Below are 25255 nucleotides of genomic sequence, written 5' to 3'. Positions count from 1 at the left end.
ATGCAAGCGAGTTCGAGTCTGACTGCTTATAATAGGCATGTTTAATGGCAGAAACGGAAAGCATGATTAAAGGATACCGCTCGTCATCTTTTTATGGTAGGATTATAGCTGAGAATTCAAAGGTCAGGGGAAAACCACCGTTGGCCGACCTATATGTAAGGACTTATTTAAGGGGGAGCTACCTTTATGTCAGCAGCCAATGTACAGAAAACATGTGAGTCAACTAGGGAAAAGTTAAAACCGGCTATCGATCGGATTGAAAAATTTTTGAATGAGAATGCTTTGCCTGAACTGGATCAGAATCAGACGGAAGAATCAACAACCTTCTACAAAGGATTTCTTTCAGATCTCCGTCATTTGCTCGTTTTTTCTGAAGTTTCTTACGAAAAACTTGGCGTTGTGCTGCGTCGTGCCAACTTTGATGTCGATTTTGCCGAAAAGGCTCTTTATAATACGTATCACCAATGCGTAAACAGCTTTTTCTATCCCAAAAATGAATGTTATTCTGAAGACGGAAGATATGCTTACACAGGACAAGATGCCATTCGTTTTCGTGACAAGCCAATTCGTGCAGTGCGGGATGTCATTCTTGAGATTTCCAAAACTTACGAGGAATTGCGCGATGACCTGGCATATTATGAAAGTGACTATTTGACTCAGCGCCGTATGCAAAATCAACGGAATCACGCTTAATTCATGATTTAAACCTTAATATGATATTGGACGAAACCGCCCTTGTGGCGGTTTTTTTGTGTTTTCAGTGAGAATCAGACGAGGTGAGATCATGTCATCATCTGGCATTTTAGCGGAGAATATCGGGTTTGTGGCGGGGAGACAATAGTAGTCGAGGTGATAAAAAATGAGCCAAGACAAACCAATTGTCAAATGCAGCGTCTCCAACTGCAACTTTTGGGGAGAGAACAACTTCTGCCAAGCTGATGCCATCATGATTGACATTGACCAACATGCCACCCGTCGTCTGCATGAGGAATTTGCCGGTGAGACATTCGACTCGGACCACCATGATCATGCACGTACATCCTCTGCAACCTGCTGTCACACGTTCAAACCCAAGTGAGCAGTCATCCCTATTCATAATGGAGGTGCTTCCAAATGAAAAATGACGATAACAACATTCATTCTACTGATCGCCCTGAAACCAAGGGTGAAGTTGAAAAACAGCGTAAGCGTGTGGATTATCCAAGAAAAGTACATCGGGAAGAGTATGGGGCAGAGGTCGCTCCTCCGACTGTTGTAAGAACTGGAGGGACCGAACGTTCAGAACCTGTAGTTGAGAAACATGAGGCAGACCGTGTCATGGAGTCAACAGGTAAGGTCGCAGGTTATATGGGGCTGGCTTTCGGTATTGCGTCCTTGTTTATGTGGTCAATCATACTTGGACCAGCGGCAGCTGTTCTGGGTTACTATGCTTACGTAAATGGTCGGAAAACAGCGGGAGCTTGGTCCATTGGACTGGGTATTGTAGCCACGCTGAGTTATTTTTTCATGATCCCATTTGCGCGCTAAGTGTAAAATATGCTTCACCAAGCCTTCTGTTTTCACCCATGTGTGGTGACTTACAGGAGGTTTTTTTTTCGTATATACGCAGGTTAGACCGTGGCATTCAACTATTTTTTTGAAAACAATGGAACCTTGCTGTAAAACGATGTAGAATAAGGTCATAATACGCTTAATTATACGGGAGTGGGTATAACTCATGCAGATTGATCCAACCGGATCGCGGCAGTTGTTGGAACTGCAGTTGTCCAATGTGAATAACCAAACCAGTGGATCACAACCAGATGCTGGTTCAACAGTGGATTTCGCCAATGTGATGGACGGGCTGTTAGGTGCGGGTGCCAATTCGACGAGCAATACGGATTCCACCGCCACGGTCTCCAAAAGATCCAGTGATGGATTGTTGTGGTTGCAACTTGGAAGCACGTACAATCCGGATATAAATACCGCAGGATCGTCTTCTGTCTCCAATAACATCGTTGAGTCTTTATTATCTTCATCCAATACAGGAATCGTGGATTCCGGTGCATCCGTACCTACGGATTTTGAATCATTGATTGCGGAAGCAAGTGCGAAATATGGTGTGCCTGAATCATTGATTAAAGCCGTCATTGACACAGAGTCCAATTTTAACCCAAATGTTGTGTCCTCTGCCGGAGCCAAGGGGCTCATGCAATTAATGGATGGCACGGCTGCAGGGCTGGGTGTGAGTAATTCATTTGACCCTGCCCAGAACATTGATGCGGGTACGAAGTATCTTTCCCTTCAGCTCCAGCGTTTCGGTGGAGAAGTGAAAATGGCGCTTGCTGCATATAATGCAGGACCAGGCCGTGTTTCACGTCTGGGTGTGTCGAGTGATAGCGAACTGATGAGTGTACTTAACCGTCTGCCTTCAGAAACACAGAATTATATCTCCAAGGTGGAGAAGGCACGGTCTAAATATGTGATCTAAACTCACAGAAAACATTTGCGATAACACATGATAGGCAGGATGAGATCCAATGTGGGAGCAGTAGCGCTTGAAACGCCTGTTCCCGGTTGGTCTTTTTGTGTTGTATGGGTATCGTGTTACAATGCTCACTGTAGGTTCATGAACGAAGAGATAAGGGAGGTCTAACCTCATTTGAAATATTTTGATTATGCTGCAACCACGCCTCCCCATCCGGATGTAGTTCGTACGATGGCCGAAATTATGGAGACACAATTCGGTAATCCGTCCTCTATTCATGGATATGGAGAGCGTGCTCATCAATTGCTGCGTCGTGCACGATCCGGCTGTGCTGCGGCGATAGGCGTTAAGCCTGAGGAGATTGTATTTACTTCTGGTGCGACCGAGAGCAATAATCTTGCGATAAAAGGTACGGCATTACGTTATCAGTCACGAGGCAGACACATCATCACTACGGCTACCGAGCATGCCTCGGTGTACGAAAGTTTTATGCAATTGCAGCAGTGGGGATGGGATGTAACGCTAATTCCTGTCGATTCCGCTGGTGTAGTGAATGCTCAGCAGGTTATAGATGCGATCAGACCGGATACAGTGCTAGTAAGTCTGATGCATGTAAACAATGAAACAGGAGCCATCCATCCGATTGCAGAGATTGGCAAACAGCTCAAAAAGAAAGCACCACGAGTGCTCTTCCATGTGGATGGTGTTCAGGGTTTTGGAAAAATGGAGGCTACACCTGCCGCTTGGGGCGCAGATCTGTACAGTCTTTCTGCTCACAAGATTCGTGGACCGAAGGGAGCAGGTCTCCTGTATGTGCGAAGTGGGGTGGAGCTTACGCCACTATTGTCAGGGGGATCACAGGAGCAGGGCCTAAGAGCAGGCACGGAAAACGTGGCCTTGCTGGTAGGCATGGCAAAGGCTATGCGGATGGCGGCAGAAGATCAGGTTGATTTTGCCCGGCGTACAACGGTGCTCCGTGATCGACTGATGGCAACGATACGTGTTATTCCTGAATTTGAATTGAACAGTCGCACAGAGGGTGCACCTCATATTGTGCACTTCTCCTATCCCGGGATGAAGGCAGAAGTGGCGCTGCACACCTTGGAGCAACTTGGCGTAACCATATCGACCCAATCTGCCTGTTCTTCGCGTTCGGCTGAACCGAGTCGGGCTCTACTTGCGATGGGCAGAGATGCAGCTTGTGCTGCTGGCGGATTGCGTATTAGTCTTGGAGATGAACATACAGAAGAAGATGTAGCCTTGCTTGAACAGGCTTTACATCAGATGGTGGCGCAGTTGCGACCCCTCGAAAGGCGGATGTGAATGGATATGAAATATGATATGCTGCTTCTCCGTTTCGGAGAGTTTATGTTAAAAGGGAAAAATCGTGCCCGATTCGAAAAAACGATCATTACACAGGTGAAAGCTTTGCTTAAACCTTATCCAGGAGCGAGCCTTCGCAAAGAATATGGCCGTGTCTATGTGGATCTTGGCGGTGAATCACATACTGAACTGATTAAGGTGCTAAAGCGGGTATTCGGCGTGATGTCGATTAGTCCGGTTAAAGTTACTCCATCCGAGCTTGATGAGATTGTAAAAACAGCAGTTGCGTTTATGGACGAAAGGGAAGACGAATTCAAAGAAGGCACCACATTTAAGGTGAATGTAAGGCGGGTATGGAAGGAGTTCCCGCACTCTTCCCATGAAATGAACCATTTGGTCGGTTCCCCGATCCTTCGGAATTTCCAGCAATTGAGTGTTGATGTTCGCCAACCTGACATTGAGCTGCGAGTGGAAATTCGGGATCAGGGCACCTATATTTTCAACGAAACCATTCCGGCAGTAGGTGGGTTTCCGCTGGGCACAAATGGCAAAGCAATGGTACTGCTATCAGGTGGAATAGACAGCCCGGTTGCAGCCTGGTCTTCCATGCGCCGTGGACTCGAAGTGGAATGTGTACATTTTTACAGTTATCCGTTCACAAGCCAGCGTGCCAAAGAAAAAGTCATTGATTTGGCGCGTGCTCTTGCTGATCATGCAGGAACAATCAAGCTGCATCTGGTTCCATTTACGGAGATCCAAACGGCATTTACCCAGCTGGGTCAGGATAATCTGATTATTACGCTGATGAGACGTTCAATGCTGCGAATTGCATCCAAACTTGCCGAGCGAGAGCGCGCACTAGCACTGATCACCGGGGACAGCCTGGGCCAAGTAGCGAGTCAGACTCTTCCGAGTATGAATGTCATTGGTCGTGCGACGGATCTACCACTGTTGCGACCACTGGTGATGATGGATAAACAGGAGATCATAACCCTGTCCAAACAAATTGGAACGTATGACATATCTATTTTGCCATATGAGGATTGCTGTACTCTCTTTGTGCCAAAGTCACCTTCAACCAATCCCAATCTTCGGATTGTGGATAAAATTGAATCAACAATGAGCCATCTGCCAGAATGGGTGGATCAAGCGGTGGAATTAACAGAAACAATCACTCTGCACGCCGGGGAAACTTCTGTGGTAACGAATCAGACAGACGATAATGGCATGAAGGATGACTGGTTCTAAACTCAATAAAAATTAGCATGGCTGACATAATAAGGGCTATGTTAACTGCAAAAAAGGACTGTCCGATGAAATATCGTTCAGTCCTTTGCTGTATTCAGATGAATTTTTTAGTTTAAATTAGCCTACGAATAGGAGCGTTGCTGTTCCCCGCCAGATCCCTTGTGGCTAGAACTGCTGGAGCGTTTGCGATAACCTGCAAAGACTACACCTGCAATAACGACAACGATGAAGAGAATACGCAATGCTGGATGCTCAGTAAAGTAAGGCAAAAGTCGCTGTTCCTCAGTGATCATATTGGAAGCCGTATACCCGAGAACAATGGCTCCGACATAGATGATCCAAGGAAAGTGATTAATTAGCTTGATAAACAGGGTACTGCCCCAGACGATAATAGGTACACTAATCAGGAGTCCAAGGATGACAAGCACGAGATGCTGCTGCGCAGCTCCAGCAACTGCAATCACGTTATCGAGTCCCATGGCTGCATCCGCAATCACGATGGTACGAATAGCGGTCCACAAGGAAGTTCCCGCCTGGACATCATTGTGTTCATCTCCCTGATCCGCCAATAATTTATAGGCAATCCAGATCAGAAGTATGCCTCCCACAAGCAAGAGCCACGGAACTTTAAGCAACCATAAAACAACAACTGTTGCTAAAATTCGAATCAAAAGTGCGCCGCCAGTTCCATATAGAATCGCCTTTTTCTGCACGGAAGGGTGCAAATTTCGAGCTGCGAGACCAATGACGATGGCATTATCCCCCGCCAGAATTAGATCAATAAAGACAACGTTCAGCAAAGCCAGCCAGAATGTGGGACTAAATAGCTCCATGAGATATGTCACTCCTTATATACGGTTCAATCATTAAGAATAGCATGGACAACTCTGACATACAAGTTAATGTGGGGGGATGAGGACATGGATACACTATGGCTGTTAACTGAAATTTTAATGATCAATCTGGTATTGAGTGGAGATAATGCGGTGGTTATTGCGCTTGCCAGCAAGGATCTGCCACCAATACAACGTAAAAAGGCGGTATGGTGGGGGGCTTTTGGTGCGGTAGTGTTACGCTGCGTATTAACCTTTGTAGCGGTATTATTGCTCGGGATTCCCTTTATCCAAGCGGCAGGTGGGCTATTGCTACTTTGGATTGCAGTGAAGCTGCTGCTTCAAAATGAGGATGAAGTACATATTCGAGAAGCTTCTACGACGTGGAAAGCCATTCAAACCATTTTGATTGCCGATTTTATAATGAGCCTGGATAACGTTTTGGCCATAGCGGCTTTGGCAGATGGAGATTTGGCTTTGATCGTCATCGGGATTGCAATAAGTATCCCCATTGTCGTATGGGGGAGTGGGCTAATTGTTGGTTTGTTGAAGCGATTCCCGATTCTGGTATTCGCGGGATCAGGCATTCTGGCTTTCACAGCCGGCGAGATGGTGATGAAAGACCCCAAGTTAGGAGAATGGCTAGGAGGTATGGCATCAGAGGTACACACGCTACTACCCGCAGCAATGGCTTGTCTTGTAATTGCGGTTGGAGGAGCCCATAAATTTGTGCGGAAGAACGCATAGTTTAACTATGGATAAAAGCTTGAACAAATGACCGTCTGAACCGTCCGGTTTAGGCGGTTTTGTGTTGAGAGAGTACTCTTGTCATGGCAACTCCCATTGGGCTAGTCATAAGTTGCACATTTTAGGGTAATACAGGTAAAGAGCACATGCAAAGTGCGACATAAAGTATAGTTTTTTGCCGAAACTTCGGATACACTAGAAGCAGGATTACAGGTATTAAAATCAACAGTCAAACTGGAATGCGTATTGTTTGTTAAGAAATAAAGTACATAGCCATGGTATAAGAGGTGATTGCAGATGAGGATGAGAAATGAAAAAGCGATTGGACTATTTATTGTAGTTGCAGGAATTATCATTCTGCTTGGCAAGTTTGGTGTGTTTGGCTTCATTGGTCGTAATTTCTGGCCTTTGCTGATCCTGTTACCAGGTATCGCCCTTCATGCGTTATATTATGCGCGTATTTCACCATCGTGGTCACTTGTTCCTGCCGGGATACTAACGGTGTATGGTGTTTTATTCAGTATAACGAATACATGGGGCGCTGGACTGATGAGCAGGCTGTGGCCAGCATTCTTGCTTGGGATTGCCATAGGGTTACTCGAATATGGAATGGCTGAACGGCGAAGACCCGAATATGTGTTACCTGCAGCTTTGATCCTTGGTGCGGTGTCTATCATATTATTCGGATTTACCTTGCTGCAAACGGGAATAATCTATGTACTTGCTGTCCTTTTGATCCTGGGCGGAGTCTGGTTATTGCTGGGACGAGGACGTCAAGGGAGAGGCTGGTAACATTCCCAGTGGTCTTTTCGTGCGAAATATCTTGATTTTTACCTATAATAAACTATAATATAAGGGATATAGACATGCGTCGGGATATCACCGACGCTTATTTTGTGAGTAACCTGCGAAATTGCGGGAAGTTTAGTAGATAAGAATTGAAATTGGAAAGGATATGGATACAAACCATGCATTCAAGAGAACACATTCGCAATATTGCGATTATTGCCCACGTCGACCACGGGAAAACTACGCTCGTCGACAAGTTGCTCCAGCAATCCGGTACTTTCCGTGATCACGAAACGGTACAGGAGCGCGCAATGGACTCCAACGATTTGGAGCGTGAACGCGGTATTACGATTTTGGCCAAAAACACGGCTATAACTTATAAAGATTACCTGATCAACATTGTGGATACACCAGGACACGCCGATTTCGGTGGCGAAGTGGAACGTATCATGAAAATGGTTGACGGCGTATTGCTCGTTGTTGATGCTTATGAGGGCTGTATGCCACAAACGAAGTTTGTACTTCGTAAAGCACTGGAGCATAACCTGACACCTATCGTTGTTGTAAACAAAATTGACCGTCCAGCGGCTCGTCCGACTGAGGTAATTGATGAAGTATTGGACCTGTTCATTGAACTGGGTGCCAACGATCAACAACTTGAATTCCCTGTTGTATATGCTTCCGCATTGAACGGAACATCCAGCATGGATAATGATCCTGCGAATCAGGACGACAACATGATGGCGATCTACAATACCATCGTTAGTCATATCCCACACCCTACCGAAAATGTTGAAGAACCACTTCAATTCCTCGTTACTTTGATGGACTACAATGAATACCTTGGCCGTATTGCCATTGGTCGTGTTAACCGCGGTGTGATCCGTCAAGGACAATCGGTAACGGTTATTATGCGTGATGGTAAGAGCAAAACTGCACGTATCGAGAAACTGTTCGGTTTCCAGGGTCTCAAACGTATTGAGACGGAAGAAGCAGGAGCAGGTGACATCGTTGCCATTGCAGGGATCAAGGACATCAATATTGGTGAAACCATTGCCGACCCTAACAATCCAGAAGCACTTCCAGTTTTGAAAATCGATGAGCCTACACTGCAAATGACGTTCCTCGTGAACAACAGTCCATTCGCAGGTCGTGAAGGTAAATGGGTAACTTCCCGTAAACTTCGTGAGCGTTTGTTAAAAGAATTGGAAACAGACGTTTCCCTTCGTGTTGACGAAACGGAAAGCCCGGATGCATTTGTCGTTTCCGGACGTGGTGAGCTTCACTTGGGTATCCTGATTGAGAATATGCGTCGTGAAGGATATGAATTGCAAGTATCTAAACCGGAAGTTATCATCAAAGAAGTTGACGGTAAGAAAATGGAGCCGGTTGAGCGCTTGTTGATTGATATCCCTGAAGAGAGCATGGGTTCCGTAATGGAGAGCCTGGGCGCACGTAAAGCAGAGATGGTTAACATGGTCAACACAGGTAGTGGTCAAGTTCGTCTGGAGTTCTTGATTCCAGCACGTGGTTTGATCGGATATAGCACAAACTTCCTGACATTGACTCGTGGTTATGGTGTAATGAACCATGCATTTGACAGCTACGCTCCAGTAGTATCCGGTCAAGTGGGTGGACGTCACCAAGGTGTACTGATCTCTACTGAAACGGGTACATCTACGTTCTACGGAATGATGGGTGTTGAGGATCGCGGTACGCTCTTCTTGGAGCCGGGTACTGAGATCTACGAAGGTATGATTGTTGGTGAACATACACGTGACAATGATATCGTTGTTAACATCTGCAAAGAAAAACAACTGACTAACGTTCGTTCTTCGGGTAAAGATGATACGGTTAAAATTAAAACTCCGATTATCTTCTCATTGGAACAGGCGCTTGAATATCTGAATGAAGATGAATATTGTGAGATCACACCGAAATCTATTCGTCTTCGTAAGAAGATCCTGAATAAATCCGAGCGTGAACGTGCAGAAAAACAACGCAAAATGGCTTCCAAAGCCTAATAACAACAAAATAATTTATATAAGTTAGCATTTGATGGGCCCCGCAAGTAACGAGAACTTGTACAGCTAAAGTAGTGTAGGGATCAGAATCGATTCTGAAGAAGCGAAGCGTTCGCCTTTATCCCCGGATTTTACCATTGAAAAATGGATCAAAAAAATCCGGGGATAACAGCGATCGGAAGAACGAGCTGATACCGAAACGGTCACGAGGCACGTACGGGTTCTCTAAGTTGCTAGAAGAGTCCCATCAACCAGTTAACTTATACTCTAGCATGAACACGAAAGGAGCTGGCTGTGCATGCAAGCATGGTTCGCATCACACCCGATCGTAGCCTACATCGTCATCTTTGTATTGATTACTTACGTATATAACAAGGTGTTTCGGGTACGTCAGAAATTGCCGCTTGGTAAGGAAATCGTTCTCTATATATTGATGGCGATGGGCACATTCATGCTTCTTATTTTTCAGATCGACAAGCTTCCCATCATTCAATGTTTGTTGGTCGCGGTTGGTTTGATGTTGTTAGTGAGAGTGCGTTATTTTATCGAAGGCCGTCAAAAGAAAAAAGCGGAAGCTGCCGCTCGAAACTCATAAATCCTGTCTTGTACAGACCATCCGTTTTCCTTAGGGAAAGCGGTTGTCTTTTATTTAGACAAAAACAGATGTGATAAAGGTGTTGAAGATATGAACTCAAATTCGAACGGACTGCCTCCACGGAGACAGGCACCAACGCAATCCGGTGCTTCTGGATCGAAGAATGGCAAGGGCAAGCAGCCTAAGAAGAAAAAGAGAATGAATGCTTTTGGCAGAATCCTTTTAAGTCTATTGGTTATTGCCATTGTGGTAGGCGGCGGATATACGTACTGGGTATACAATCAAGTCGTGGATACAGGCATCGATAAGCCGGTACCTCCCGGGATGTCAGCCACAACCAAACCGATCACGATGCTGTTATTAGGCACAGATAACCGTCCTGAAACGGGCACATATCTCTCGGATGTCGTTATGGTGGCTTCGTTAAATCCGGAGACCAAGACGGCAACTATTGTATCTTTGCCACGAGATACGCGCATTCAATTGGATGGGTACAAATCCAACAAGCTGAATTCCTATTATCCGAGGTTCAAAGCACAGGAAAAAACCACTGGCAAAAATGCAGAGGATCAGATGAAAGAAATGATGGGCAAGTATTTGGATGTAGATATTAATTATACAACCGTCCTGAATTTCCAGGCATTCCGTGATGCTGTTAATGCCGTGGGTGGCGTGGATGTGACTGTGGATAAAAATATGTGTTATAGAGATACAGCCGATGGGACAGATATCAATCTGGTCGCAGGCGCACAACATCTCGATGGTAAAGCGGCACTGGATTTTGTTCGTTACCGCAAATCCAATTGTAATCCGAAGACTGCTGAATCCAATGACTTTGACCGTAACAAACGTCAAAACCAAGTACTGAACTCCATGCTGGATCAGATGAAATCTCTTGGGGGGATTACGAAGATTAGCAAAGTGATTGGTGCAGTTGACAAGAACATGACGACAGATGTGGAATCGGAACAAATGAAAAACTTTATCTCGACGTATTGGAACATTTCCACCTCGGATGTGCATTATACTCCGGTTACCGGAGAGTGGAGAAGTCCTTATGTGTATATTAATGAAACGGAACTTGCCAATGCGAAGCAGGCATTACAAGATACACTTTCAGGCAAGGTAACCACTTCAACTTCGAGTGAATAACCTTCATTCTTTTGGGATTGGAAGCACATTAATTCGTATGCTATAATAATATAAACCAAGTTTAAGAATTGCATAAAGAAGGTTAGGGGGCTGGTTGAATGTCCGAAGCCGTCACACAATTAACTGAATCTCTTTTACAGCAATTCAAGAATGAGACCTTTGTGCTGCTGAGCACAGTGGATGTAGAATCCGGAGGTCCGACTTCAACAGCCATCTCCTGGATTTATGCGGAGAATGCTTCTACTTTTCGTGTAGCGATCGATCATCGTTCACGTTTAGTGAATAACATGATGACTAATCCGCTCATTACTGTTACTGTCTTTGGAGAAGAGACAGTGTACGCAGTGAACGGACGTGCTGCGGTACGACAAGATCCGCTGCAGGATGTTCCATTTAATATGTGCTGTTTCGACATTACAATTGAAGCGGTGAGGAATGCTCTGTTTTACGGCGCTCAACTGTCCTCTGTGCCTCAATATGTCAAAATATATGATCAGCGTGCTGCTGAAAAATTAGATGGGCAGGTTTTTGCTGCCATGAAAAAAGCCTAGTGAGAGATCACTGGGCTTTTTGTTGTCTTTTGTCAGATGAATGCAGCTGCTGCATTTGTTGTTTTTGATTCACGTGTTCATCCGGATTTTGACGGACTTTGACGTCTTTCGGGAGTTGGGGGATAATTCGTCCCACCATATCAGCGAGTTCTGAAGCAAAACCGGATATGGGATGACCTTGACGAATATGTTCACCGATCTCTTTAATTCGTTCAGTGACATCGGCATCAGCAGTAACAATGGAATCTACACCTTCGGGGTCTTTACGAAGCGCTTCGGCAACAGAGTATTTAATGGTACCTACCCGAGCACGTTCCAGTTCACCATCAACATCAATACCAACTACGGCTGTATTGCCGAGTATAACGCAGTTCGCATCTTTAACACCCTCCACTTGCTTGGCAAGTGCTTTAAGGTGATTGATTCGTTTTTCATTTGGCATCCGGCCACTCTTTGCATCATCCGCAATGTTGGTATCGTGGACTTCACCTGTATTCTCATTAAGACGGTCCAAACCTGAAGGATTCATCCGATCTTCCTGTGCATTGAGCATGTGAGATCCTTTCCTTTGATCTTGCTGAGTTGTTACATTACCTCCGTAACCTTTCGCATGTGTACCCTGATTCGGCGAAGCGTTGCGTGTGGAACTGTTGCAACCTGTAAGTATAAAGATCAGAAGCAGCGTGCAAACCCATATTTTCATAAATGTTCATCCTTTCTTGGAGTTTTTCAGAATGGTTGACAATTATTTTGCCCTAGTCGAATACATTTATGTATGGGATCATGATTGTCCATGCCGCTGCTGAAAGATCACACTATCCATGCCTTTAACGACGCCGCTTTGGAGGGGATTGAATGAAAAAGATTTTTGTATTGGATACCAACGTGCTTCTGCATGACCCCAATGCCATATTTGCCTTTGAGGAACATGAGGTAATCATTCCCGCGGTTGTATTGGAGGAGATCGACTCCAAAAAAAGAAATGCCGATGAAATTGGGCGTAATGCCCGTAATGTATCCAGACTGTTGGATGGATTACGTGAGCTGGGTCACCTGCACAGTGGGGTGCCTTTGGCTAATGGAGGTAACCTGAAAGTAGAGCTGAATCATCGGAGTTTCGTTAAAGTTCAGGAAATGTTTGGTGAAGTATCCAACGATAATCGCATTTTGGCTGTCGCACTGAATTATCAGATCGAGGAAAATGAAAAGGAAGTAGTCGAGCGTCAGGTCGTGCTTGTCAGTAAAGATGTGCTTGTGCGTATCAAAGCGGATGTACTTGGTCTGTTCACACAGGATTACTTATCAGATCGGACGGCAGGACTCAGTGAGTTATATCCAGGTTATACGGCCCTAAAAGTTCATCCGTCAGTGATTGATGAGTTTTACACATATCGTTTTTTACCAATCAAACCGTTACAGTTGTCTTATTCGTTGTATCCGAATGAATTCGTCATTCTCAAGGATGAGATGGGAACCAATAAATCGGCTTTACTTAAAGTAAATACAGAGGGAACAAAGTTGGAGCCGCTTTTCCTCAGTAATGATAATGTCTGGGGCATTAGCGCACGTAACGCACAACAACGCATGGCACTGGAACTGCTTTTGAATGACGACATCCCGCTTGTTACCATTACCGGTAAAGCTGGAACAGGGAAAACCTTGCTAGCACTTGCAGCAGGTCTGCTTAAGGTAGAGGATGATCATAAATATAAAAAACTGTTGATCGCTCGTCCTGTCGTTCCGATGGGGAAGGATATCGGTTACTTGCCTGGTGAGAAGGAAGAAAAACTTCGTCCATGGATGCAGCCGATTTATGATAATCTGGAGTTTTTGTTCGACACCAAAAAAGCCGGGGACATCGATAAAATTCTAATGGGGCTTGGCAGTATTCAGGTGGAGGCATTAACGTATATTCGTGGAAGATCGATACCTGGACAGTTTATCATTATTGATGAGGCTCAGAATCTGTCCCGCCATGAAGTGAAGACCATTGTATCAAGGGTCGGTGAAGGCAGTAAAATTATTTTGATGGGAGACCCGGAACAGATTGATCATCCTTATCTTGATTCCGCCAGTAACGGTCTGACGTATATCGTGGAACGGTTCAAGCAAGAGGGAATCAGCGGACACATCATGCTCGAAAAAGGAGAACGGTCCAAGCTGGCACAGCTTGCGGCTGATTTATTGTAAAATCTAGGGGATTTATTTCCCGGAAAATGTTGTTATTGAAGCCGGCTCTTGGAGTCGGCTTTTTTGCTGAAAAAATAAGAAAGCGTTATTGCACAGAACTCGATATGCTCGTATTATGCAAAAATCCGAAAAAGTGTTTTTCGGCAGGGTAGGACAAGAGTACTACTTATTTGTTACAATAATTGCTGCAGGAAAAAACTAGGTGAACAAGGAGGGAAGTTAATGAAGCGTAAACATCAGGTTGTTTTGTTCGCGGTATTGCTGCTCTCATTAACGATCTTGTCACCGAGTTTTGACTTTAGAGGTTCGCAGCTCAATCAGGAACACGACCAGGAGAAGGATGCCTTTCCGGGTACTTCGTCCCGTAATGAAGATGCACAATCTCCGCTGGAGATTGTGGTTGCCATGTCGGATGAAGAGTTCCAAGCCTTTCAAAAGATATCCAAAGAAGTTGCTGCTTCCCAGCTGGTAGAGATTAATCTTCGGAATGAGAAGCCGGATACATATAAGCGTGTTTTGGATCTTGAATTTTCACTAGGAGAGAACGGGGATGTTGTTCTGCTTGATAGTGAGGAAGTGCAATACTATGCTCAAAAAGGGTACCTGTATCCGTTAAACGGAACAACATTATCGAAGTCGCTTGGAGATACGGTAGTAGGATTACGGGGAATGACAGAGTGGAATGGTTATCAATGGGGGATGCCTTTTGATTTTGATCCGTATATTCTGGCTGCACAATCTTCATTTCTGAAGAGAGCCGGTCTGGAGTCATTACCTCACAATAAAGATCAGTGGATCAAACTTACTCAACAAGCCATTGCTGAAGGCATCCCTTTAATTACGATGAACATAAATGATATGTACGGGACAAATGCATGGTTAAATCATTTGGAACCGAGAATGGCACCTGATGAAGTTAATCAAACGCAATTAGATTCGCAACCAGGGAATCTCCAGCAGGGCATTCAATTGATGAATCACATTCAACCTCATATAATGGCCCAGTCTACCTATCCGATGTTCTCATCAACTGCTGAAGAGAATAACATACCGATGGTTGTATCCTTGTTATCTCAATTATTAAGTGCAGATCAAGCAAGTACAGTTAATAAAGATTCTTTGGAGCGGATTTCTTTCGAATCCTTGGAAACTGGAATCTCGAGAAGCCTTGTCATTACTGCGGGGTCAGTTGAGGCAGAGGAGGCCAGTAGATGGATTGAAGGAATGACGTCTGCTACGACACAGCTAAAATGGTACCAGCAGGTCAACCGTTTGCCTGCAAAGCAACAGGAACTGGATTTGGAGACTGAGAAACTTGCTGGACGTTATGAAATGACAAAGAGACATTCCTGGTTCTCAACAACCCAAGATGATCCCGCTGCAACGACCGAAAGGCATGCTCTAATAACTCGTTTTCATAAAAAGGTACAACAATTCTTAAAGGGAGAGATTACAGCGAATCAATACGTAAATAGTATTAGAACGAGGAACTAACCCTTAAGTTCGTGTTCTCAAAGTCTGAATTTTAACTTTAATGCTAGGGATGCCAATTAGGCACCCTTTGTAATTAAAGCGGACTTTTTGAACAATCCCATTAAAATGATATAGCTAGTTTTACTTCCAGTATGCCTTCACTTGTTGAAACATCTGTTGCTTTGACGAAAGACAGGATTTTCTGTGGATAGAATCCAAGATCGAATTCTCTTTCCAGCATTCGGCGGGTTGTATCTGGCAATTCAAGCTGATTGAATACTAGTTTGTCCACATGAAAACGAATGGAGTTTTGAGGTTCATTTTCTACCGTATAATGTCCTTCAATGCTTAATTGCAACTGATCCCGCTGGCCGGAAGCTATAATCTTATCCTGATTAAACTGAAAAGCAAAGTCTTCAAAAATGGAATTTTGGGAACGTAGAAATGCGTTAAGCTCATCCTGGCCAATTCGGATCGTATACGTTGTTCCAGTTGTGGATATGCCCCCGTTTTGTTTTTGGATAAAATCAGGCAGGTTCTGCATGGCAGATGCCAATGCTTTGAAATATCGTTTTACCTCATAGATACCGATATTCTCCCAATAAAGGGTCAGTTCATCCATCAGTTTCTGAATCGCTGCCGCATCTCCGCTGGTGGCTATTTGGGCGTCTACTTCTTTTTGCAGGGCAACTACACGTTCCCGCTGGTTTTGAAGATTAGTCTTCATTTCGGTTAATTCTGCTGTAGTCTGACGAATCTGAGTGGAAGTCTGTTGCATGTTGCGATACCGGTCCTGATACTTGTCCAGCACAGCCTGATCCCGTCCAATAATAATCTGGTAATAATCATACAGTACGAACAGATCTTTGAATGACCGAGCTCCCAGGACCGTCATGAGAAGACTATCGCGTTCCCCAGTATAGTAGGACCTTACTACAGCTCCGGCCCGATCTTGCTGAATATGTATCTGCTCTTCCTGTTCCTGAAGCTGGACGGATAATGTCTCGTATTGTTGAGCCAGCTGCTTCTGTCTTTCTGCGATGCGTTCAATTTCATGATCGATTTCGACGATGGATAGACTTTTTTGCAATATCTCACGTGTATCCTCAGATGAAGACTCTCCATAGGCATAGGTTGAGGGTAGTTGCAGGAATACGATGATGCATAATATAAAGGCGGCAATGCCGTTATGACGTCTCACCGATCATTCTCCTTTCCACTTCTTAAATGACAATCGTACAGGCTTGTTGTCTTCCAGACAATATATGAAACAAATACGTGAATTATCCTTAGTGGTTACATAACACCATGAATAACCATTTAATCTGAACACAACAAAAAAGCAACCCGACAGATATCGGATCGCTTTGATGCCGCAGGTGGATTAGAGCGGCAAACCCATTTCGAATACGGTCCAGTAGCTGAACCCCGTGAATGTTACGATCATATAACCCCAGAAGAGCAATATGTACGTTCGCTCGGTAAATTTCAAGTATCCCAAAATGACAAAAAATGCAGTCTGCAGGAAAAAAAGCAAAGCCATTTCGACCAGATCTCCCGCAAATGCCATCAGGCCAATTGCAAGCGTGAAGAACCCGAGTACCCGAAACATGCGTGCCACGGTAAATCCTCCTCTCTAAGTACGATCATAGATTGTCTACACAACATTATACCGGGAAAGGAAAAACGTGTAAACAAATTTGGATATGAAAGCGAATTCTTTTTTTGCCCAAAGTAAGTGTAGCGGGATATGTTTTACATGTGTCACGTATGAGCAAGCCTGAATGTGGAAATACATTTTAGTATGAAATCAATTCTATGAACTCTATGAGAGGCATAAGAATGAATGAAGCAGCTTTTATACCTAATTCACATACCGGGCTTCCGGTCATGCGGACGGTTATTTTAGGATGTTGTTAGGAGGGTATTATAGCATGACTGCAGTGAGACAGGATGCTTGGAGTACAGAGGACGATTTGATATTGGCTGAGGTTACTTTGCGTCATATTCGAGAAGGCAGTACACAATTGGCCGCTTTTGAAGAGGTAGGCGAAAAAATAGGCAGAACATCTGCCGCATGCGGTTTTCGCTGGAACAGTTGTGTACGTAAAAAGTATGAGTCTGCCATCAGTAACGCCAAGGCACAACGGCAAAAACGAAGTTATCTCAGAAAGCAGCCAGCTATGCTTGGACCACAGGTTGCAGCATTGTCTACACTGGACACTGAAGAACATCTGTACAAATCAGATGGGATTTCAGACGAATCATTATCGATGGATGCAGTAATCCGCTTCCTGCGACAATGGAAGGGAACAGTGCAGGAGAGCAATCGTCAACTCAAGATGCTGGAGAAGGAGCTTCGGGAGAAAGAAGATGAGTTGCTTGAACTGCGTCTTGAGAATGACCGTCTCTCCAAGGAAGTGAATGAAGTTCAAACGGATTACCGCGTGGTGAATGACGACTACAAAGCTTTGATTCAGATTATGGATCGGGCTCGTAGACTCGCATTTTTGTCCGAAGAAGAAGAAGAACTCAAAACACGTTTCAAGATGGATGCCAACGGGAATCTGGAACGAATTGAATAGCAAGTACAGACGTCTGATTTGTGAGAGTCAGGTATGAACCCGCCACACCTCCGTTACACAACGGCAGGTATGACGGGTTTTTAGTTTATTGTTTTTGTTCTATTATAGATAAGAGAAGCGTAACTACTGAAGCGGATAGGAGTGCATCATATGATCATTGACATCGTAGGAGCAGGGGCACTGGGTCTTTTGTATGGCGGGAAACTGTTGATGGCAGGTAACCAGGTCAGATTTTGGACTAGAACAACGGCTCAGGCAGATCTCCTCAGCCTTGATGGAGTAACCATTATGGAACGAGACGAGGAGATCCATATTCTACCGGATCAAATACAGGCGAAACCAATAAGTGAGCTGACTGACACATGGAAGAACTTGCCAGGAGAATGGTTGCTGCTTATGGTTAAGCAGACAGGCATTGATGATTTCATTCATGAGATTAGTCCATTACAAGATCATATGCTGAATATCGCTTGTTTTCAAAATGGGATGGGCCATCTGGAAAAACTTCAAGCAGCTTTGTCTAAGTCGCTTCTTTGTAGTGCGGTTACTACAGAAGGTGCGAAGCGTGCACAGAGTCAGGTGACTCGTGCAGGGGCGGGTGAAACCAGGTTAGGAAGTCGTAATATACATATAGGAGCTTCTATCTCTATAGAGGAAGAAAGAATATATACTCTTTCAAGACTCCTGCAGCAGGCAGGATTTGACTGTACAGTGTCGAATGAAATCGATAAGCTGATATACAGGAAACTGTTGATCAACGCAATCATTAACCCGCTTACAGCATTATGGCGAATTCCCAATGGAGAACTGATCATCAATGAAGATCGTAAGAAGCTTATGCGCAAGTTATATGATGAGATATTGGTAATCTTTTCTGCCAGTGAAATAAAGCTAGATGAGGATCTGTGGGAACAACTGATATCGGTCTGTCGTTCTACTGCCACGAATACTTCTTCCATGCTTGCAGATGTTCTTGCTGGACGCGGTACAGAAGTCGGATCAATCAACGGACATATAGTAAGGATGGCACAAAAGTCGGGACTTGCTGCACCTACACATGAAATACTGCTTCACCTGATTCAAGGAATGCAGTCGGAAGGAGTGAGTTAATGGGACTTTTTATTGTGTTGAGTATATTACCTTTTTTTCCGTTCTTTCTCGTCTATTGGGGAATGTACATTTGGAAAAAAGACAAGCGCACAGCATTGCGGACAGCAATGGATGTAACCACCTTTTTTCTTGTATTTTCAGTATCGGCGTTATTCAACTTAACATTTGATTCGAATTTTGGTTTTTATCTGACATTATTACTCATACTACTAGCACTTGGGTTCATCGGAGGAGCGCAAAATCGACTAAAGGGGAAGGTTGATGGGGGTAGAATGTTCCGGGCCGTTTGGCGCATGGCTTTTGTAATTATGAGTTTCGGGTATGTTTTGTTTACTTTATTTGGATTAATTAGATACTTCATGCAACAGATGTGAGGATACATAACGTAAAAGGGCTAAAAAATGTGTCGATTTTGTCGAAAACTGAAAAAAACATTACTTTCTGAAAAAGTAATGTAGATTTTTTTGACCGGTGGTTGTATAATCTATAAACATATAAACCATATCAATTTAGGGGGAACGTGTTAGATGAAAAGGAAAAGTCTATTAGTCCTTTTGACGCTGATTTTGGCGTTCGGTACCGTACTTGCAGCGTGCGGATCGAAAAACGAAGGCACAGGTAACACCGATACTGGTTCTGCAAGCGAAGGAAATGGTCTTGCTAAAGATCAAATTCTGAAAATCAACCTGTCAGCTGAACCTCCTACGTTGGACCCGGCTCAAGCAAAAGACAGCCAAACCAACACAGTTCTGAAATTCTTGTATGAAGGTCTTGTACGCATCGATGCTGATGGTAAAGAAGCTCCAGGTGTTGCTAAAGACTGGACAATCTCCGAAGATGGTTTGAAATATGTTTTCAACCTGAACCCGGATGCCAAATGGAGCAATGGTGATGCAATCACTGCCGAAGACTTTGTTCGTTCTTGGGAACGCGCTTTGAAACCGGAAACAGCTTCTCCATATGCATACCAATTGTACTACATCAAAGGTGCTGAAGGTTACAACCTGAGCAAAGACGAAACATATAAAGGTACTAAAATCACAGACTTCTCTCAAGTAGGTGTTAAAGCTACTGATGAGCACACGCTTGAAGTAACGTTGGAAAACCCAACACCTTACTTCTTGGGTCTGACAGCATTCTACACGTACTACCCAGTACATGCATCTGCTGATACAAATGACAAATTCTTCACTGACTACAAAAACATGATCGTTAACGGACCATTTGTAATGGATCAATACGCTAAAGGTCAAAAAATTGTTGTGAAGAAAAACGATGGTTACCATGCAGCTGCTGACATCAAACTGGCTCAAATCGATATGTCTCTGACAAACAGCAGTGCTTCCGAACTGCAAGCGTACAAATCAGGACAATTGGACTACACTGGTGCACCTAACGGTGAAATTCCATCCGACCAAATTCCTTCTGTAAAAGCGGAATTGCCGGACGAGTTCAAAGCTACTGGTATTGCAAGTACGTACTACTACCAGTTCAACGTAAACGAAGCACCATTTAACAACGTTAAAATCCGTAAAGCATTTGCAATGGCAATTCAACGTCAACTGATTGTTGACAAAGTAACACAAGGTGGTCAAATTCCAGCATTCGGCTTTGTACCTCCAGGTATCCGTGGTGAAAACGGCGAATTCCGTGATGAGCACAAAGACGATTACTTCACAGAAAATGTGGATGAAGCTAAAAAATTGCTTGCTGAAGGTATGAAAGAAGAAGGTTACACAACATTGCCAGCTGTTACTTTGATCTACAATACTAGTGACGGTCACGCGAAAATCGCTTTGGCGGTTGCTGACATGTGGAAACAAAATCTTGGTGTTGATGTGAAAACAGAGAACCAAGAGTGGGGCGTATTCCTTGAGAACCGTCAAAACCAAAACTTCCAAGTAGCTCGTGCAGGCTGGTCTGCTGACTACAACGATCCATACAACTTCTTGGAAATGTGGACTACTGGAAACACAAACAATGATTCCAAATTCAGCAACGAACAGTATGACAAAGATGTTAAAGAAACTGTAAAATCCGCTGATCCAGCTGCACGTATGGCTGCATTTGCTGACGCTGAGAAAATCCTGATTCAAGATGAAATGGGCGTTATGCCGATCTATTACTACACTAACGTATCTTTGACTAAGCCTTACCTGAAAGGCGTACAACTTGATTTCAGTGGAGCTATTGACTTCACTCGTGCATATCTGGAAGAGAAATAAGTTGTTCTGAAGTCTAATATGATTACTTCGGGATATATATGTGGAATTCCATATATATCCCGATTTTTTTGTATGTGCACCGATTTTCCTTATAATTCTTGAAATTTCCGATAAATGGATTGGACTTTATTTCTGTCTAATTCTACAATCGATTTGTATACAAAATATTGTTTGTGGAGGTGTGCAAGGGTTGGTTAAGTATGTGTTGAAAAAACTATTATTTATGCTGCTATCGCTTTTCATACTCGCATCGCTGACTTTCTTCCTAATGAAGGCCATTCCTGGTGACCCGTTTACAGCAGAAAAGAAACTATCGCCAGAAATTCGTGCGCTCTTAGAAGTTAAGTACGGTTTGGATAAACCGATGTATGAACAATACCTGAAGTATATGGGTGGAATCCTTAAAGGGGATTTTGGCGTTTCTATGAGGTATCTGAACCAGGATGTAACGGACATGATTACTCAAACATTCACAGCTTCACTGAAGCTTGGAATTTTTGCAATCCTTATCTCCATCGTTGTTGGTGTGTTGTTGGGTCTTCTCGCAGCAGTTTATCACCGCAAATTGATTGATGATGTCACCATGGTCGTTGCTGTCATAGGTATTGCTGTTCCGAGCTTCTTGCTTGCATCGTTATTGCAATATGTATTTGCTTTCAAATTGGGATGGTTCAATGTTATGGGCTTCGACGGTCCACTTGACTATGTTCTCCCTGTTGCAGCATTGTCTGCATCACCAATTGCCTTTATCGCACGTTTGACTCGTTCCAGTATGCTGGAAGTTCTACATGCAGATTATATCAAAACAGCTAAAGCCAAAGGTTTGAAATGGCCTGCTATTATGTTTAAACACGTTGTTCGAAATGGTATTTTACCGGTAGTAACTTATGTTGGTCCAATGACAGCAAACATCATTACAGGTTCCGTTGTTATTGAACAGATCTTTAACATCGGGGGAATTGGTAAAGTATTCGTAGAAAGCATCACTAACCGGGATTACACCATGATTATGGGAATCACGATTTTCTATGGTATTCTCCTCATGTTGGCACGCTTCCTGACGGATATCGCTTATGTACTAATTGATCCTAGAATTAAGCTGGAAAGCCGGAAGGGGGCATAACGTTGTCTGGCACGAATAATAAAAAGAATGAAACGGCGAACACGAACCTGACTAGTCAGGCAGCGGTTAAACCGCAAGAAAGTGTATCCCTTTTTAAAGATGCCATGTACAGACTTGCAACCAATAAGGCTGCAATGATCAGTCTGAGTGTGTTGGTTCTTGTCGTGATTTTCGCTTTGATTGGTCCAACTTCTTTGTTTACAAGTTATAATTATTATTCCAATGATTTGATGAATGCCAACGCGGCACCTAGTGCCGAACACTGGTTTGGTACAGACGACTTGGGTCGTGACGTGTGGGTAAGAACATGGGTTGGTGCTCGTGTATCCCTTACTGTCGGTTTGGCAGCAGCTCTGATTGACCTTGTTATAGGTGTAATCTACGGTGCAATTATGGGTTACTACGGCGGACGTGTTGATGGAATCATGAACAAGTTCTCTGAAATTTTGTACTCCCTGCCTTACATGCTCGTTGTTATCTTGTTGCTGGTTGTATTGGAACCAAGTCTGACAACCATCATCATTGCCCTCACCATTACGGGCTGGATCAGTATGTCCTGGATTGTACGTGGTGAGATTATGCAACTTAAAAACAGAGACTTCATTCTCGCGGCCCGCTCCATGGGGGCAAGTACAGGACGTCAATTGTTCCGCCACTTGTTGCCAAATGCGATTGGCCCGATTATCGTAACGTTGACATTGTCAATTCCTAATGCGATCTTTGCTGAGGCGTTTCTGAGCTTCCTCGGACTTGGTGTATCTGCACCGAGATCATCCCTGGGATCCATGATCAATGACGCACTCACAGGCTGGACGCTGTATCCTTGGCGGATGTGGTTCCCTGCAGGTCTGATGGTTCTGACGATGCTTGCATTTAACTTGCTCGGTGACGGTTTGCGCGACGCGCTTGATCCGAAATTACGTAAATAGAAATAGGAGGTGGGATTATGGAGCCGATTTTAACAGTCAAGGACTTGAGCGTATCATTCTCAACGCGCTCTGGTGAATTTGATGCCGTTAAAAATGTGAGTTTTGAAATTGGCAAAGGAGAGACGCTGGGGATCGTAGGTGAATCTGGTAGTGGTAAGAGTGTTACCGCCCAAACCATCATGAAATTGATTCCCTCCCCGCCTTCGAAGGTCAAAAGCGGAGAAATTACTTTTCACGGGCAAGACCTGCTGAATAAGACAGACAAACAAATGGAAGCGATTCGTGGTAAAGATATCGGTATGATCTTCCAAGATCCAATGACTTCTTTGAATCCTACCATTAAAATTGGTAAACAAATTACCGAAGTATTGCGCAAGCATCAGAACATGTCCAAACAAGCGGCGGATAAAGCTGCTTTGGAAATGCTGGAACTTGTAGGAATTAAAAATGCGGCAATCCGCATGAATCATTACCCACACCAATTCTCTGGTGGTATGCGTCAGCGTGCCATGATTGCAATCGCGCTTGCATGTCGTCCATCCCTTCTGATTGCGGATGAGCCGACAACTGCACTTGACGTTACAATTCAGGCTCAAATTCTGGATGTAATGAAAGACATGCAGCAAAAGCTTGGAACATCAATTATGCTGATTACGCATGACCTTGGTGTCGTAGCGGGTATGTGTGACCGTGTTGTTGTTATGAAAGAAGGCGAAGTTGTTGAAACAGGAACAACTGCTGAAATCTTCAGTAACCCACAACATCCATATACGATTAAATTGCTCAATGCTTTACCTCGCCTGGACGAGCCCAAAAAGGAAAAACCAGCTCCAGCTGGTATTATCAAAGGCAGCAACAAGCCGCTGGTACAAGTGAAAAACTTGAAACAGTACTTTAATTTGGGTAAAGGTAACATTCTCAAAGCGGTCAATGATGTAAGCTTTGATATCTTTGAAGGTGAAACACTTGGCGTTGTAGGTGAGTCCGGTTGTGGTAAATCCACAACAGGTCGTACTATTCTGCGTCTTTATGAGCCAACGGGCGGAAATGTTAACTTTAACGGAACGGATATCTATAAGTTGTCCCCGCGCAAAATGAAAGAAATGCGTAAAGATATGCAGATGATCTTCCAAGATCCATATGCATCCCTTAACCCTCGTTTCAATGTTATGGATATTATCGGAGAGTCCCTTGATATTCATGGTCTGGCTTCCAGCTCTAAAGAGCGCAAGAGAAGAGTGGAAGAGCTGCTTGACCTGGTAGGTTTGAATCCAAGTCATGCACTTCGTTATCCACATGAATTCTCCGGTGGTCAAAGACAACGGATCGGGATTGCGCGTGCACTTGCTGTAGACCCTAAATTTATCATCTGTGATGAGCCATTGTCTGCACTGGATGTATCCATTCAAGCGCAGGTCGTTAAATTGCTTGAAGAACTCCAGCAACGTCTCGGCTTGACATACCTGTTCATTGCGCATGACTTGTCGATGGTTAAACATATCAGTGACCGTGTCGCTGTAATGTATATGGGGAAAGTGGTTGAGCTCGCAGAAAGTGAAGAATTGTATGCGAACCCTGTCCACCCTTATACGAAAACGTTGCTCTCAGCGATCCCTGTACCTGATCCGGAAGTGGAAGCGAACAAACGTCGCATCTTGCTGCCGGAAGAGCATATGAGCCCGATTCAAAATGGATCCGGTGGTCCTGCAAATGACCCGTACAATCTGGAAAATGCTCAATTGATTGAGGTTTCCAAAGGTCACTGGGTTGCAGAACCTTACGTATAATAGGAATATTAAAGCGATATGCTATTATTGATGTATTAAGTGCCGCCGACTCGTTCGGCGGTTTTTTTCGTATTTTAATCACTTTCTTTTGACGAAGCGGCCTT

The 25255-nt window shown here is 44.1% G+C and carries 25 protein-coding genes; 21 read left to right on the top strand and 4 right to left on the bottom strand.

All coding sequences use genetic code 11. The features are described 5' to 3' along the window. Positions 1-186: 186 nt before the first annotated feature. From AB4111_RS16365 to thiI, 6 genes are all read left to right on the top strand, one after another. Positions 187-693 carry a YpuI family protein gene (locus AB4111_RS16365; protein ID WP_253439372.1) on the top strand — a complete coding sequence of 169 codons (507 nt, stop codon included), beginning with the start codon at positions 187-189 and terminating at the stop codon, positions 691-693. 166 nt (positions 694-859) lie between these two features. Next, positions 860-1078 (top strand): DUF1540 domain-containing protein, encoded by a 219-nt coding sequence (locus AB4111_RS16360; protein WP_076211597.1) that lies wholly within the window; start codon positions 860-862, stop codon positions 1076-1078. Between the two features lie 35 nt (positions 1079-1113). Beyond that, a complete protein-coding gene (locus AB4111_RS16355) occupies positions 1114-1527 on the top strand; it encodes a hypothetical protein (RefSeq protein ID WP_442032365.1) in 414 nt (137 codons plus the stop codon). 190 nt (positions 1528-1717) lie between these two features. Continuing rightward, complete coding sequence (locus AB4111_RS16350) at positions 1718-2470, top strand: lytic transglycosylase domain-containing protein (RefSeq protein ID WP_442032364.1); 753 nt, start codon at positions 1718-1720, stop codon at positions 2468-2470. Positions 2471-2641: 171 nt separating this feature from the next. Next, on the top strand, positions 2642-3790 hold the full coding sequence (locus AB4111_RS16345) for a cysteine desulfurase family protein (RefSeq protein ID WP_442032363.1): 1149 nt from the start codon (positions 2642-2644) through the stop codon (positions 3788-3790). 6 nt (positions 3791-3796) lie between these two features. Next, positions 3797-5038 carry a tRNA uracil 4-sulfurtransferase ThiI gene (gene thiI, locus AB4111_RS16340; protein WP_442032782.1) on the top strand — a complete coding sequence of 414 codons (1242 nt, stop codon included), beginning with the start codon at positions 3797-3799 and terminating at the stop codon, positions 5036-5038. 122 nt (positions 5039-5160) lie between these two features. Here the strand turns inward: thiI and AB4111_RS16335 are convergent, their stop codons facing one another. Next, positions 5161-5871: a TerC family protein gene (locus tag AB4111_RS16335; protein WP_047843768.1), complete on the bottom strand. Its 711-nt coding sequence runs from the start codon at positions 5869-5871 to the stop codon at positions 5161-5163. An 87-nt stretch (positions 5872-5958) separates the two neighbouring features. Between AB4111_RS16335 and AB4111_RS16330 the strand changes: the two genes are divergently transcribed. From AB4111_RS16330 to AB4111_RS16305, 6 genes are all read left to right on the top strand, one after another. Then, entirely contained in the window at positions 5959-6618 is a 660-nt protein-coding gene (locus AB4111_RS16330) for a TerC family protein (protein ID WP_253439364.1), read from the top strand. A 297-nt stretch (positions 6619-6915) separates the two neighbouring features. Further along, positions 6916-7410 carry a hypothetical protein gene (locus tag AB4111_RS16325; protein WP_253439362.1) on the top strand — a complete coding sequence of 165 codons (495 nt, stop codon included), beginning with the start codon at positions 6916-6918 and terminating at the stop codon, positions 7408-7410. A gap of 176 nt (positions 7411-7586) precedes the next feature. After that, positions 7587-9431, top strand: a complete 1845-nt coding sequence (gene typA / locus AB4111_RS16320; RefSeq protein WP_442032362.1) for a translational GTPase TypA — start codon at positions 7587-7589, stop codon at positions 9429-9431. Between the two features lie 298 nt (positions 9432-9729). Beyond that, positions 9730-10026, top strand: a complete 297-nt coding sequence (locus AB4111_RS16315; protein ID WP_036614990.1) for a YlaH-like family protein — start codon at positions 9730-9732, stop codon at positions 10024-10026. A gap of 90 nt (positions 10027-10116) precedes the next feature. Further along, a complete protein-coding gene (locus AB4111_RS16310) occupies positions 10117-11178 on the top strand; it encodes an LCP family protein (protein WP_442032361.1) in 1062 nt (353 codons plus the stop codon). A 98-nt stretch (positions 11179-11276) separates the two neighbouring features. Beyond that, on the top strand, positions 11277-11729 hold the full coding sequence (locus tag AB4111_RS16305; RefSeq protein ID WP_253439356.1) for a pyridoxamine 5'-phosphate oxidase family protein: 453 nt from the start codon (positions 11277-11279) through the stop codon (positions 11727-11729). A 7-nt stretch (positions 11730-11736) separates the two neighbouring features. Here the strand turns inward: AB4111_RS16305 and AB4111_RS16300 are convergent, their stop codons facing one another. Further along, positions 11737-12432, bottom strand: coding sequence for a YhcN/YlaJ family sporulation lipoprotein (locus tag AB4111_RS16300; RefSeq protein ID WP_442032360.1), 696 nt, complete (start codon positions 12430-12432; stop codon positions 11737-11739). Between the two features lie 152 nt (positions 12433-12584). On the opposite strand from AB4111_RS16300, the gene AB4111_RS16295 reads away from it, so the two are divergent. Together AB4111_RS16295 and AB4111_RS16290 are read left to right on the top strand one after the other, a co-directional pair. Further along, complete coding sequence (locus AB4111_RS16295; RefSeq protein WP_024628438.1) at positions 12585-13919, top strand: PhoH family protein; 1335 nt, start codon at positions 12585-12587, stop codon at positions 13917-13919. 222 nt (positions 13920-14141) lie between these two features. Beyond that, positions 14142-15413: an extracellular solute-binding protein gene (locus AB4111_RS16290; RefSeq protein ID WP_442032359.1), complete on the top strand. Its 1272-nt coding sequence runs from the start codon at positions 14142-14144 to the stop codon at positions 15411-15413. Between the two features lie 100 nt (positions 15414-15513). On the opposite strand, the gene AB4111_RS16285 is transcribed toward AB4111_RS16290, so the two are convergent. Next, positions 15514-16593: a hypothetical protein gene (locus tag AB4111_RS16285; protein WP_442032358.1), complete on the bottom strand. Its 1080-nt coding sequence runs from the start codon at positions 16591-16593 to the stop codon at positions 15514-15516. Positions 16594-16776: 183 nt separating this feature from the next. Further along, complete coding sequence (locus tag AB4111_RS16280) at positions 16777-17013, bottom strand: DUF2626 domain-containing protein (RefSeq protein ID WP_017687281.1); 237 nt, start codon at positions 17011-17013, stop codon at positions 16777-16779. Between the two features lie 313 nt (positions 17014-17326). Here AB4111_RS16280 and AB4111_RS16275 point away from each other — a divergent pair, with 313 nt between their 5' ends. The 7 genes from AB4111_RS16275 to AB4111_RS16245 all read left to right on the top strand — a co-directional run bounded on the left by AB4111_RS16275 (position 17327) and on the right by AB4111_RS16245 (position 25151). Next, on the top strand, positions 17327-17977 hold the full coding sequence (locus AB4111_RS16275) for an RsfA family transcriptional regulator (protein ID WP_442032357.1): 651 nt from the start codon (positions 17327-17329) through the stop codon (positions 17975-17977). A 150-nt stretch (positions 17978-18127) separates the two neighbouring features. Beyond that, the gene (locus AB4111_RS16270; protein ID WP_442032356.1) at positions 18128-19087 is read left to right on the top strand and encodes a ketopantoate reductase family protein; all 960 of its coding nucleotides are present in this window, start codon (positions 18128-18130) and stop codon (positions 19085-19087) included. Next, positions 19087-19461 (top strand): DUF3397 domain-containing protein, encoded by a 375-nt coding sequence (locus AB4111_RS16265; RefSeq protein WP_253439346.1) that lies wholly within the window; start codon positions 19087-19089, stop codon positions 19459-19461. Before AB4111_RS16270 ends, AB4111_RS16265 begins: the two co-directional genes overlap by 1 nt. Positions 19462-19614: 153 nt before the next feature. Next, entirely contained in the window at positions 19615-21312 is a 1698-nt protein-coding gene (locus AB4111_RS16260; RefSeq protein ID WP_442032355.1) for a peptide ABC transporter substrate-binding protein, read from the top strand. A 190-nt stretch (positions 21313-21502) separates the two neighbouring features. Next, positions 21503-22435, top strand: coding sequence for an ABC transporter permease (locus tag AB4111_RS16255; protein ID WP_442032354.1), 933 nt, complete (start codon positions 21503-21505; stop codon positions 22433-22435). A gap of 47 nt (positions 22436-22482) precedes the next feature. Beyond that, positions 22483-23364 (top strand): ABC transporter permease, encoded by an 882-nt coding sequence (locus tag AB4111_RS16250; protein WP_405173030.1) that lies wholly within the window; start codon positions 22483-22485, stop codon positions 23362-23364. A gap of 17 nt (positions 23365-23381) precedes the next feature. Then, the gene (locus AB4111_RS16245; RefSeq protein WP_442032353.1) at positions 23382-25151 is read left to right on the top strand and encodes an ABC transporter ATP-binding protein; all 1770 of its coding nucleotides are present in this window, start codon (positions 23382-23384) and stop codon (positions 25149-25151) included. The last annotated feature ends 104 nt before the right edge of the window (positions 25152-25255 follow it).

This window comes from Paenibacillus sp. 2KB_22, assembly GCF_052115745.1.
Lineage (GTDB): Bacteria > Bacillota > Bacilli > Paenibacillales > Paenibacillaceae > Paenibacillus.
The sequence above is the reverse complement of the archived record's forward strand: the minus strand, read 5'-3'. Positions and strand labels throughout refer to the sequence as shown.

Excerpts from the sequence above, each read along its gene's own strand:
- AB4111_RS16310 (WP_442032361.1), top strand. The coding sequence starts at position 10,117 with ATGAACTCAAATTCGAACGGACTGCCTCCACGGAGACAGGCACCAACG.
- AB4111_RS16325 (WP_253439362.1), top strand. The coding sequence starts at position 6,916 with ATGAGGATGAGAAATGAAAAAGCGATTGGACTATTTATTGTAGTTGCA.
- AB4111_RS16275 (WP_442032357.1), top strand. The coding sequence starts at position 17,327 with ATGACTGCAGTGAGACAGGATGCTTGGAGTACAGAGGACGATTTGATA.
- AB4111_RS16265 (WP_253439346.1), top strand. The coding sequence starts at position 19,087 with ATGGGACTTTTTATTGTGTTGAGTATATTACCTTTTTTTCCGTTCTTT.
- AB4111_RS16365 (WP_253439372.1), top strand. The coding sequence starts at position 187 with ATGTCAGCAGCCAATGTACAGAAAACATGTGAGTCAACTAGGGAAAAG.
- AB4111_RS16260 (WP_442032355.1), top strand. The coding sequence starts at position 19,615 with ATGAAAAGGAAAAGTCTATTAGTCCTTTTGACGCTGATTTTGGCGTTC.
- AB4111_RS16305 (WP_253439356.1), top strand. The coding sequence starts at position 11,277 with ATGTCCGAAGCCGTCACACAATTAACTGAATCTCTTTTACAGCAATTC.
- AB4111_RS16360 (WP_076211597.1), top strand. The coding sequence starts at position 860 with ATGAGCCAAGACAAACCAATTGTCAAATGCAGCGTCTCCAACTGCAAC.
- AB4111_RS16270 (WP_442032356.1), top strand. The coding sequence starts at position 18,128 with ATGATCATTGACATCGTAGGAGCAGGGGCACTGGGTCTTTTGTATGGC.
- AB4111_RS16300 (WP_442032360.1), bottom strand. The coding sequence starts at position 12,432 with ATGAAAATATGGGTTTGCACGCTGCTTCTGATCTTTATACTTACAGGT.
- AB4111_RS16330 (WP_253439364.1), top strand. The coding sequence starts at position 5,959 with ATGGATACACTATGGCTGTTAACTGAAATTTTAATGATCAATCTGGTA.
- typA (WP_442032362.1), top strand. The coding sequence starts at position 7,587 with ATGCATTCAAGAGAACACATTCGCAATATTGCGATTATTGCCCACGTC.
- AB4111_RS16290 (WP_442032359.1), top strand. The coding sequence starts at position 14,142 with ATGAAGCGTAAACATCAGGTTGTTTTGTTCGCGGTATTGCTGCTCTCA.
- AB4111_RS16350 (WP_442032364.1), top strand. The coding sequence starts at position 1,718 with ATGCAGATTGATCCAACCGGATCGCGGCAGTTGTTGGAACTGCAGTTG.
- AB4111_RS16295 (WP_024628438.1), top strand. The coding sequence starts at position 12,585 with ATGAAAAAGATTTTTGTATTGGATACCAACGTGCTTCTGCATGACCCC.
- AB4111_RS16335 (WP_047843768.1), bottom strand. The coding sequence starts at position 5,871 with ATGGAGCTATTTAGTCCCACATTCTGGCTGGCTTTGCTGAACGTTGTC.
- AB4111_RS16245 (WP_442032353.1), top strand. The coding sequence starts at position 23,382 with ATGGAGCCGATTTTAACAGTCAAGGACTTGAGCGTATCATTCTCAACG.
- thiI (WP_442032782.1), top strand. The coding sequence starts at position 3,797 with ATGAAATATGATATGCTGCTTCTCCGTTTCGGAGAGTTTATGTTAAAA.
- AB4111_RS16355 (WP_442032365.1), top strand. The coding sequence starts at position 1,114 with ATGAAAAATGACGATAACAACATTCATTCTACTGATCGCCCTGAAACC.
- AB4111_RS16315 (WP_036614990.1), top strand. The coding sequence starts at position 9,730 with ATGCAAGCATGGTTCGCATCACACCCGATCGTAGCCTACATCGTCATC.